Source organism: Oliverpabstia sp., from assembly GCF_022785585.1.
In the GTDB taxonomy this organism is placed as follows: Bacteria; Bacillota; Clostridia; order Lachnospirales; family Lachnospiraceae; genus Oliverpabstia; species Oliverpabstia intestinalis.
On sequence record NZ_JALFPR010000088.1, the window covers coordinates 1 to 11,125 of the forward strand.

The 11,125-nt window shown below is 42.1% G+C and carries 11 protein-coding genes; 7 read left to right on the forward strand and 4 right to left on the reverse strand.

What is annotated here, in order from left to right; translation table 11 throughout:
* From MSA64_RS06000 to rpmH, 4 genes are all read right to left on the reverse strand, one after another.
* Positions 1-398: YidC/Oxa1 family membrane protein insertase (locus tag MSA64_RS06000; protein WP_418888105.1), on the reverse strand; the 398-nt coding region annotated here is incomplete at its 3' end.
* A gap of 66 nt (positions 399-464) precedes the next feature.
* A complete protein-coding gene (gene yidD, locus MSA64_RS06005) occupies positions 465-674 on the reverse strand; it encodes a membrane protein insertion efficiency factor YidD (protein ID WP_106492082.1) in 210 nt (69 codons plus the stop codon).
* On the reverse strand, positions 655-1,023 hold the full coding sequence (rnpA, locus tag MSA64_RS06010) for a ribonuclease P protein component (RefSeq protein ID WP_022171423.1): 369 nt from the start codon (positions 1,021-1,023) through the stop codon (positions 655-657). The genes yidD and rnpA overlap by 20 nt, the downstream gene beginning before the upstream one ends.
* 80 nt (positions 1,024-1,103) lie before the next feature.
* Positions 1,104-1,238 (reverse strand): 50S ribosomal protein L34, encoded by a 135-nt coding sequence (gene rpmH, locus MSA64_RS06015; protein ID WP_022171424.1) that lies wholly within the window; start codon positions 1,236-1,238, stop codon positions 1,104-1,106.
* Positions 1,239-1,773: 535 nt separating this feature from the next.
* Between rpmH and dnaA the strand changes: the two genes are divergently transcribed.
* From dnaA to MSA64_RS06050, 7 genes are all read left to right on the forward strand, one after another.
* Positions 1,774-3,126, forward strand: a complete 1,353-nt coding sequence (dnaA, locus tag MSA64_RS06020; RefSeq protein ID WP_154432756.1) for a chromosomal replication initiator protein DnaA — start codon at positions 1,774-1,776, stop codon at positions 3,124-3,126.
* Positions 3,127-3,399: 273 nt separating this feature from the next.
* Entirely contained in the window at positions 3,400-4,509 is a 1,110-nt protein-coding gene (gene dnaN, locus MSA64_RS06025; RefSeq protein WP_154432755.1) for a DNA polymerase III subunit beta, read from the forward strand.
* Positions 4,510-4,523: 14 nt separating this feature from the next.
* Positions 4,524-4,733, forward strand: coding sequence for an RNA-binding S4 domain-containing protein (locus MSA64_RS06030; RefSeq protein WP_022171427.1), 210 nt, complete (start codon positions 4,524-4,526; stop codon positions 4,731-4,733).
* Positions 4,734-4,738: 5 nt separating this feature from the next.
* Positions 4,739-5,818 carry a DNA replication/repair protein RecF gene (gene recF / locus MSA64_RS06035; RefSeq protein ID WP_118568321.1) on the forward strand — a complete coding sequence of 360 codons (1,080 nt, stop codon included), beginning with the start codon at positions 4,739-4,741 and terminating at the stop codon, positions 5,816-5,818.
* Positions 5,819-5,840: 22 nt separating this feature from the next.
* Positions 5,841-7,754 carry a DNA topoisomerase (ATP-hydrolyzing) subunit B gene (gene gyrB, locus MSA64_RS06040; protein WP_154432754.1) on the forward strand — a complete coding sequence of 638 codons (1,914 nt, stop codon included), beginning with the start codon at positions 5,841-5,843 and terminating at the stop codon, positions 7,752-7,754.
* Between the two features lie 78 nt (positions 7,755-7,832).
* Positions 7,833-10,322 carry a DNA gyrase subunit A gene (gyrA, locus tag MSA64_RS06045; protein WP_154432753.1) on the forward strand — a complete coding sequence of 830 codons (2,490 nt, stop codon included), beginning with the start codon at positions 7,833-7,835 and terminating at the stop codon, positions 10,320-10,322.
* Complete coding sequence (locus MSA64_RS06050) at positions 10,319-11,035, forward strand: lysophospholipid acyltransferase family protein (protein ID WP_106492076.1); 717 nt, start codon at positions 10,319-10,321, stop codon at positions 11,033-11,035. Before gyrA ends, MSA64_RS06050 begins: the two co-directional genes overlap by 4 nt.
* The last annotated feature ends 90 nt before the right edge of the window (positions 11,036-11,125 follow it).

Genomic DNA, 11,125 nt, shown 5'->3' on the forward strand with positions numbered 1-11,125 from the left:
TTTCTTACTCCGGAGATATATCCAGGAATGTGATAGATTACCTGGTACAAAGCCAGCAGAACCGGCATCTGAACCAACAGCTGTACGCAGCTTCCTGTTGGAGATACACCATATTTCTGATATACAGCACTGATCTCCTCATTCTGCTTCATCATAGAATCCTGGTCTTTTTTACCATTGTATTTCTTCTGGATCTTCTGGATCTCAGGCTGCATAACAGCATTTAACTTGGAAAATTTCTGCTGTTTGATCTGCAACGGAGTCATCAGAAGATATACAACCAGTGTAAATAAAATAATGGACAAACCGATGTTTGTGATCCCGATCAGTTCAAGACCGCTGTATATCACATTGATCATCCATCCCAGAATTTCACTTACCCATCCGATAATAGGCATCGAAACCTTCGTCATTACGATATTCAATTATGTTTCCTCCTTAAATGTAATTCCCATTACATCAATCTACGGAACCGGATCCACTCCGCCTTTGGAGAACGGATTACACCGTAAGATCCTCCATAGCGCTAAAAGAGAGCCCTTAAACGCTCCGTATTTTTCAATTGCCTCCAGTCCGTACTGCGAACAGGACGGAAAATAAGGACACTTGGTACTCTTTAAAGGGGAAATATATTTCTGGTAGAATCTGATTCCTTTAATCAATATTGCTTTCATGTTCTTCCTTTTCTACAAGGTGATGTAACCTGCCAAGGTGTAGGAATGCACTCTCAATCTCACGAAACGTTCTCTCTTTTGCACTCACGCGGGCTACCACAACAATATCAAACCCTCTACGAAATACATCCTCATGCAGCCGGTAACTTTCTCTTACCAGTCTGCAGAGCCGGTGGCGCACTACACTGTTGCCCACTTTTTTACTGACGGAGATTCCGATTCTGTTTTTCCCCAGCTGATTCTCTCTTGCATACATGACTAAATATTTATTTACATAAGATGTTCCTGTTTTATATACCAGCTGAAAATCTCTGTTCTTTTTTAAGCTCTCTGCATCTTTATATTTCATAGAAATTCCTTACCTTTAAAGAAAATTTTTTTAAATCTTTTAGATAGAAGAAAAGACCACAATGTATGCGGTCTTATGTCTTATGCTGATAAGCTTTTTCTTCCTTTTAATCTTCTGGCAGCCAGTACTTTTCTGCCACCTTTTGTACTCATTCTTGCTCTGAATCCGTGAACTTTTGCTCTGGATCTCTTTTTCGGCTGAAATGTCATTTTCATATCTAAGGCACCTCCTTTAATATCCATTATTCGGTTATGATCGTCTTTTCATGTATGTCAGAAAACATCGTTTCAATTATATTCATAAATAAATGCTACGTCAAGTAAAATCGCCGTTTTTTCCTGATTTTTTTCAATTTATCGCTAAAATAAGTATCTCCTGCTCCTGCTGTTCCCGCAGATAATACTGCCCTGGATAGAACACTGCTGATTCCCATATTCGGTTACACACATCTTTACACCGACTGTACACATGGTTTACGTAAGTTATCCACCCGATGTGGATAACTTGTGGATAACTACTGTATTTGATGTGTATACATTTTGGACAATTCCCATAATTCCCTGTTTTTCTGTCTTTTTCTATGTGCATAACTTCCGCTGCCTTTTTATTTATCCACGGGATAAGTATTTGTCCTTTGTTTTTTTATCGACTTATCCACATTTAGTCGTTGCTAAAATCCACATTTTATTATAAGATATGGTAGAGAAAGTAGCTCGTTCTATCAGCTGCCTTGCACTTATGGAGGAAATCATGAACATTATTTACGAAAAATGGGACGAAATATTGGAAACAGTAAAGACAGAACACGAATTATCAGATGTCTCTTTTAAAACCTGGTTAAAACCGCTGACGATTCACAGTATCGATGACCAGGTGGTTACCATACTGGTTCCTTCTCAGCAGGTTGGACTTAACTATATCAGCAAAAAGTACGCCCTCCCACTGAAAGTTGCTATTTCAGAACTAACCGGGTCCGACTACGACATTAAGTTCGTCCTGCCGGAAGATATACAAAATGTAGAAAAAGACGTCCCTGTTTCTACTAATTATAATACCAGCATGGAAATAGCAAACCTGAATCCAAAATACACCTTCGATACCTTTGTCGTCGGAAGCAACAACAAATTTGCCCATGCTGCATCCTTGGCCGTAGCAGAATCTCCGGGAGAAATCTACAATCCTCTCTTTTTATATGGAGGTGTTGGTCTTGGAAAGACTCATCTGATGCATTCCGTTGCACACTTTATATTAGAAAGAAATCCTTCCACCAAGATTCTGTATACCACCAGTGAGGAATTCACAAATGAACTGATCGAAGCAATCCGAAACGGTAACAATACCGCAATGACAAAATTCCGTGAAAAGTACCGAAACATCGATGTTTTACTGATCGATGATATCCAGTTCATCATCGGAAAAGAATCTACACAGGAAGAATTTTTCCATACCTTTAATGCTCTGCACAGTGCTAAAAAACAGATCATTATCTCCAGTGATAAACCACCAAAAGATATGGAAATTCTCGAAGATCGTATCCGTTCTCGTTTTGAATGGGGACTGTTGGCTGATATTTCTTCTCCTGACTACGAGACCCGTGTTGCGATTCTCCGGAAAAAAGAAGAAATGGACGGTTACAACCTGGATGATTCCATTATTGAATATATTGCCAAGAACATTAAGTCCAATATTCGTGAACTGGAAGGATCTTTAAATAAAATTATCGCTTATGCAAACCTGGAAAAACGGGAAGTTACGATGGAGCTGGCCGAAACCGTACTGAAAGATATCATCTCTCCAAATGATAAGAAGATCATCACTCCGGAATATATCATCAATGCTGTGGCCGAACATTATGACATCACACCGGAGGATATTATTGGTACAAAAAGAAACAGTAAAGTCGTCTATCCTCGGCAGATTGCCATGTATCTTTGCCGTGAGCTGGCCAATATTCCGCTGAAATCCATCGGTCAGTGTATGGGAAATCGTGATCATACAACTATCATGCACGGTTGCGACAAAATCGAACAGGAATTACAGAATTCACAGACAACTCAAAAAGCAATTGAAATTCTGAAGAAAAAACTTCAGCCGGGAAATTAAATGCCCTTCCTAGAAAGTATGAGTTATCCACATTCTGTTTGTGAATTCCCTGTGTATGTTGTGTGGACAAAGTAATCGGGCTTCGGGCATCCACAAATCATACACAGACATCTTCTACAGGATGCACACAGTTATCCAATGGAAAATTCCTTATATTTTCGGGGCTGATACTACTTTTACACATTTTCACAGCCCCTACTACGAATACTACGAATTTCTTATTATTTTTTTATACATGAGCCCTCGGGTTCAGGGAAGGAAGTTATTCACATTATGAAATTAATCTGTGCCAAAAACGAATTATTAAAGAGCGTCAACATTTCACTGAAGGCTGTTTCTTCTAAAACAACCATGCCCATTCTAGAATGTATTCTGATAGATGCTTCTGCAACGGAAATCACTTTTACCTCTAATGATATGGAACTGGGTATTGAAACAAAAGTGAAAGGTATCATTGAAGAAAAAGGTATTGTTGCTCTTGATGCAAAACTTTTTTCTGATATTATCCGTAAACTTCCGGACAGTGATGTCTGCATTCAAACAGATACTAACCTGAATACAACAATTACCTGTGAAAAAGCAAAATTCACAATTCCAGGAAAATCTGGAGATGATTTCGCTTATCTGCCAGTTATTGAACGTAGCGAAGGTATTGAAATCTCGCAGTTTACATTAAAAGAGGTGATTCGTCAGACAATATTCTCAATTGCCGCAAATGAAAATAACAAACTAATGACCGGCGAACTCTTTGAAATGAAAGAAAATATCTTGAAAGTAGTTTCACTGGACGGTCACCGGATCGCTATTCGGAAAATTGAATTGAAAAACAATTACCCTTCAAGAAAGGTTGTCGTTCCTGGAAAGACATTAAATGAAATCAGCAAGATCCTTTCGGGTGAAGTAGAAGATCAGGTAAAGATTTTCTTTACAGACAATCATATTGTTTTTGAATTTGATGATACAGTAGTTGTTTCCAGACTAATCGAAGGAGAATATTTCCGGATCGATCAAATGCTTTCCAGCGATTATGAGACAAAAGTGAAGATTAATAAACGGGAATTCCTCGATTGTATCGACCGTGCCACACTTTTTGTAAAAGAAGGTGACAAAAAACCGATCATTATTACGATCGATGATACCGGTATGCAGCTGAACATCAATTCCCAGATGGGTTCCATGAATGAAGAAATCGATATCGATAAAGAAGGAAAAGATATTATGATCGGATTCAATCCAAAGTTTCTAATCGACGCGCTGAAAGTGATCGATGATGAAGAAATTTCTATTTATCTGGTCAATCCCAAGGCTCCTTGTTTCATCAAAAACGAAGAAGAATCCTATATTTATCTGATTCTTCCGGTGAATTTTAATACCGCACGGTAAGAAAGTGAGAAAAAATGGAAATAATTAAACTGAGAGACGAATATATCAAACTCGGGCAGGCGTTGAAAGCTGCGAACCTGGTGGAAGACGGCGTGGAAGCAAAACTGGTGATCCAGGATGGTTTAGTAAAGGTAAACAACGAGGTTGACATAAGACGAGGACGAAAATTATACGACGGAGATGTGGTTTCTTTTGACGGACAGGAACTGCGGATTGAAAAATAAAAAGTATGTACATTGAATCGTTGGAATTGAAAAATTTTCGAAACTATGAGGAACTGTCTATTGTTCTGGACCCGGGGACGAATATCCTTTATGGAGATAATGCTCAGGGGAAGACAAATGTGCTCGAGGCTGTTTATCTTTGCGGAACCACAAAATCTCACAGGGGAAGTAAGGATAAAGAGATGATCCGGTTTGAACAGGACGAGTCACATATCAGGATGATGGTAAAGAAGGATGGTGTATCGCATAAGATCGATATGCATCTGAAAAAAAATAAAGCCAAAGGCATCGCCATCGACGGGATTCCGATCAGGAAAGCAGCAGAACTTTTCGGCATCGTGAATCTTGTGGCATTCTCTCCGGAAGACCTGAATATCATCAAAAACGGGCCTTCCGAGAGGAGAAGATTTATGGATTTGGAACTTTGTCAGTTAAATAAAGTTTACTTACAGGAGCTGACGAGTTATAATAAGGTGTTAAATCAGCGAAATAAGCTGTTAAAAGACATCGGTTTTCAGCCCGGATTGACGGAGACGTTGGATGTGTGGGATATGCAGCTGGTTTCTTACGGGAAGAAGATCATTTCTCTGAGAAGGCAGTTTATGGAAGAACTGGGAGAGATTATCCGGCAGATCCACAGCAACCTGACCGGGAAGAAAGAAGAGATCCGGCTGTTGTATGAACCGGATGTGGAAGAGAAAGTATTTGAAGAAAAACTGCAGAGTGCGAGAGAAAAAGATCTTCGTTTCCGTGTGACGTCCGTAGGTCCTCACAGAGACGATTTTTGTGTACAGACCAACGGAATCGATATTCGAAAGTATGGTTCTCAGGGGCAACAGCGTACGGCAGCTCTTTCTTTAAAAATGTCAGAAATCTATCTGGTGGAAAAGGTGACGAAGGATCATCCGGTCCTTCTTCTGGACGATGTGTTGTCGGAGCTTGACAGCAGCAGGCAGAATTATCTGCTGCAGAGCATTCACAATATCCAGACGGTGATCACATGTACTGGTCTGGATGAACTGATCGAGAATAATTTTTCGATTGACAGAGTATTTCGGGTGACCGAAGGAAAAATTGATTTTTAAATAAAAATTTAGGAGGATAAGGATGAGTACAGAATACGGAGCAGATCAAATCCAGATATTGGAAGGTTTGGAAGCGGTCAGAAAAAGACCCGGTATGTACATCGGAAGTACATCGATCCGCGGACTTCATCATCTGGTCTATGAGATTGTAGATAATGCAGTTGATGAGGCACTGGCTGGATTTTGTGATGTAATCGATGTCAAAATTCAGGAAGATAATTCCATTACCGTCATAGATAACGGAAGGGGTATCCCTGTGGGAATCAATCACAAAGCGGGGATTCCGGCCGTGGAAGTTGTATTCACCATCCTTCATGCAGGAGGAAAATTTGGCGGTGGAGGATACAAGGTATCCGGAGGACTTCATGGGGTAGGTGCATCCGTAGTCAATGCACTTTCCGAGTGGCTGGAAGTTACGATCTACCATGAGGGCAAGGTATACCGTCAGAGATATGAACGGGGAAAAACCATATACAAATTAAAAGTCATCGGAGAGTGTGAGCAGGAAAAAACAGGAACTATGGTATCGTTTCTGCCGGATAAAGAGATTTTTGAAGAAACGGTGTTTGATTTTGATACCCTGAAACAGAGATTCCGTGAGATGGCATTTTTGACCAAAGGATTAAAAATCCGTCTTACTGATGAGCGTGGAGAAAAGGAACTGGTCAAAGAGTTTCATTACGAGGGCGGAATCAAAGAATTCGTTACGTACTTAAATCGTAGTAAGGAAGCGTTATATCCGGAAATTATCTACTGTGAGGGAAACAAAGACGGCGTGGCGGTGGAAGTGGCGATGCAGCATAACGATTCCTACAATGAAACCACCTATGGATTTGTTAATAACATCACCACACCGGAAGGCGGAACCCATGTAGTTGGATTTCGTAATGCATTGACAAAGACTTTTAATGAGTATGCCAGGAAAAACAAACTGTTAAAAGAAAACGAAAAACTGGCAGGGGAAGATATCCGTGAGGGTCTGACCGCCATCATCAGTGTAAAAATTGAAGAACCGCAGTTTGAAGGACAGACAAAACAGAAGCTGGGTAACAGTGAGGCGAGAGGTGCAGTGGATGCGGTGGTAAGCAGAACGCTGGAGATTTTTCTGGAGCAGAATCCGTCTGTGGCAAAAACCATCGTGGACAAATCTGTACTGGCACAACGTGCCAGAGATGCGGCGAGAAAAGCCCGTGATCTGACCAGACGAAAATCTGCACTGGAAGGATTGTCTCTTCCGGGAAAACTGGCAGACTGTACGGATAAAGATCCCAAAAACTGTGAGATCTACATCGTAGAGGGGGATTCTGCCGGCGGTTCTGCCAAGACAGCGAGAAGCCGTGCAACCCAGGCGATCCTGCCGCTTCGTGGAAAAATCCTGAATGTGGAGAAAGCCCGTCTGGATCGAATCTACGGCAATGCGGAGATCAAAGCCATGATCACTGCATTTGGTACCGGTATCCATGAAGATTTCGATATTTCCAAACTGCGGTATCACAAGATCATCATCATGACCGATGCCGATGTGGACGGTGCACATATTGCTACCCTGATGTTGACGTTCCTGTATCGTTTTATGCCGGAACTAATCAAACAGGGATATGTGTATCTGGCGCAGCCACCGCTGTATAAAATTGAGAAAAATAAGAAAATCTGGTATGCATACGACGATAAGGAACTGGATAATATCCTGACTGAGATCGGAAGAGACGGTAACAACAAGATCCAGCGATACAAAGGTCTGGGTGAGATGGATGCGGATCAGCTGTGGGAGACCACCATGGATCCGGAGCGAAGAGTGCTTCTTCGTGTGACCATGGACGATGAGACTTCATCGGAACTTGACCTTACTTTTACCACTCTGATGGGAGATAAAGTAGAACCGCGTCGTGAGTTCATAGAGGAAAATGCATTAAAAGTTAAAAATCTTGATATTTAATCCAAAGGATGAAAAAGATAACTGTTCAGTAAGAAATATTCCTTGAAGGTACTGAACAGTTACGAATAGGAGAAAAAGATGGAAGACAATATTTTTGACAAGGTTCATGAGGTGGATCTGAAAAAGACAATGGAAGAATCGTATATCGATTATGCCATGAGTGTCATCGCATCCCGTGCGCTGCCGGATGTCAGAGACGGATTAAAGCCGGTACAGCGAAGAGTACTGTTCTCTATGATTGAATTGAACAACGGTCCGGATAAACCACACAGAAAATGCGCACGTATCGTTGGTGATACCATGGGTAAATATCATCCGCACGGTGACAGTTCTATCTATGGAGCCCTGGTTAATATGGCACAGGACTGGTCCACCCGTTATCCGCTGGTTGACGGCCATGGAAATTTCGGTTCTGTGGATGGAGACGGCGCGGCTGCCATGCGATATACTGAGGCGCGTCTGAGTAAAATTTCCATGGAGATGCTTGCGGATATCAATAAAAATACCGTGGACTTTGCTCCGAACTTTGATGAAACAGAAAAAGAGCCGACGGTACTTCCGGCCCGTTATCCGAACCTTCTGGTAAACGGTACCTCCGGAATCGCGGTAGGTATGGCGACCAACATTCCGCCACATAACTTAAAAGAGATTATTGCTGCGGTGGTGAAGATCATTGATAATATCGTGGAAGAAAACCGGGATACCGAGATCGAAGAGATCTTAAAGATTGTAAAAGGACCGGACTTTCCAACCGGAGCAACGATCCTTGGAACCAGAGGTATCGAGGAAGCGTACCGGACAGGCCGCGGCAAGATCCGTGTCCGCGCAGTGTCGAATATTGAGACATTACCAAACGGAAAGAGCCAGATTATTGTTACGGAACTTCCGTATCTGGTCAACAAAGCCAGACTGATCGAAAAAATCGCAGATCTGGTAAAAGAAAAGAAAATAGACGGTATCACCGCTTTGAATGACCATTCCAGCAGAGAAGGTATGCGTATCTGCATCGAACTGCGAAGAGATGTCAATGCAAATGTACTGTTAAACAAACTGTATAAACATACGCAGTTACAGGATACTTTTGGTGTGATCATGCTGGCACTGGTCAACAACCAGCCGAAGGTCATGAATCTGATGGAGATACTGAAACATTATCTGGCTCATCAGGAAGAGGTTGTGACCAGAAGAACCCAGTACGATCTGAACAAAGCAAGAGAACGTGCTCATATTCTGGAAGGGCTCTTAAAGGCGTTGGATAATATCGATGAAGTGATTCGTATCATCCGTGGTTCTGAGAATACTCAGGTGGCAAAAGCCAGATTGATGGAACGTTTTGAACTTTCCGATGCACAGGCACAGGCCATCGTAGATATGCGTCTTCGTACACTGACCGGTCTGGAAAGAGAAAAACTGGAAGCAGAATACAAAGAACTGATGGCTCGTATCCGCAGACTGGAAGCCATCCTGGCAGACAGAAATCTGCTGCTTCGCGTGATACGCGAGGAGATCCTTGCTATCAGTGAAAAGTACGGTGATGAGAGAAAGACAGCCATCGGATTTGACGAGTTCGATATTTCCATGGAGGATATGATTCCGAATGAAAATACCGTCATTACCATGACAAAATTAGGCTATATCAAACGAATGACCGTAGATAATTTCCGAAGCCAGAACCGTGGCGGCAAGGGTATCAAGGGTATGCAGACTATCGAGGACGATTATATCGATGAACTGCTGATGACAACGACCCATCATTATCTGATGTTCTTTACCAACATGGGTAAAGTGTACCGCCTGAAAGCATATGAGATTCCGGAAGCAGGAAGAACTGCCCGTGGTACGGCAATCATCAACCTGTTACAGTTACAGGCGGGCGAGAAGATCACAGCGGTTCTGTCCCTGAAAGATTACAGCCAGGGTCAGTACCTGTTCATGGCAACCAAGAGCGGTATCGTGAAGAAAACACCGATCCAGGATTATGCAAATGTCAGAAAGACAGGTCTTGCGGCTATCTCTCTGAAAGATGACGATGAACTGATCGAAGTAAAATTCACAGATAACAAGAAAGATATCATTCTGGCAACCAAATACGGTCAGTGTATCCGCTTTAAAGATACGGATGTCAGAAGCACCGGAAGAGTATCCATGGGTGTTCGTGGTATCAACCTTAGTGACGGGGATGAAATCATCGGCATGCAGCTGTGCTCCCAGGGTGATTACCTTCTGATCGTATCGGAAAAAGGTATGGGTAAACGTACCTCCATGAGCGAATTCTCCGTACAGAATCGTGGCGGAAAAGGTGTGAAATGCTATAAGATTACTGAAAAGACCGGTAATGTGGTAGGGGTAAAGGCAGTCAATGATGACAATGAAGTAATGATGATCACCACCGAAGGAATCATTATCCGGATTGCCTGCTCGGATATCTCAATTCTGGGAAGAATCACATCTGGTGTCAAACTGATGAACCTGGATGAGAAAGTTTCTGTTGCGAGTATCGCAAAAGTACGGGAAAAAGAAGAAAATACAGAAGTAAACGAACAGGAAGATACGGAGTCTGAAGAATGAAACGAATTCTGTTAATGGTGTTACGGAATCTGTGGTTTGTTCCGTATGGCTGGTTTAAACTGTGCTATACGGCAGCCCACGTAGAAAAATACACCGAAGAAGAAAGATATCAGATATTAAAAATGATCGACCGCCGGGCGAATATCGGCGGTCGTATCACCATCGATGCCTATGGAGTGGAAAACATCCCGAAGCAGGATGGATTCATGTTTTTTCCAAACCATCAGGGGCTATATGATGTGTTGGCAATACTCGAAGTCTGCCCACGTCCGTTTTCGGTAGTGATGAAAAAAGAAGTGGAGAATGTACCGTTCTTAAAACAGGTCTTTGCCTGCATGAAAGCCATTCCGTTAGATCGAAATGATCTACGTCAGGGGTTGCAGGTGATCAAACAGGTAGCAGAAGAAGTGAAAGAAGGCCGGAACTATCTGATCTTTGCCGAGGGAACCAGAAGCCGGAAGGGAAATCAGCTTCTGGACTTTAAAGGCGGGAGTTTTAAAAGTGCAGTCAAAGCCCAGTGCCCCATCGTGCCGGTGGCTCTGATCGATTCGTACAAATCCTTTGATACGAATTCTATTAAGAAGCTGACGGTACAGGTACATTTTCTGGAGCCAATCCCGTATGAAAAATACCAGGGGATGAAGACAACGGAGATTGCGGCGATGGTAAAACAACGAATCGAAGAAACAATTAAAGAATTTGAAGAAATGTAAAAAATACCGTTGACAAATGTAAAATGTTTTAGTATAATTGATTTTGCTCACTGAGTAATCAGTGACGTGCAGAAGTACTCAAGTGGCTGA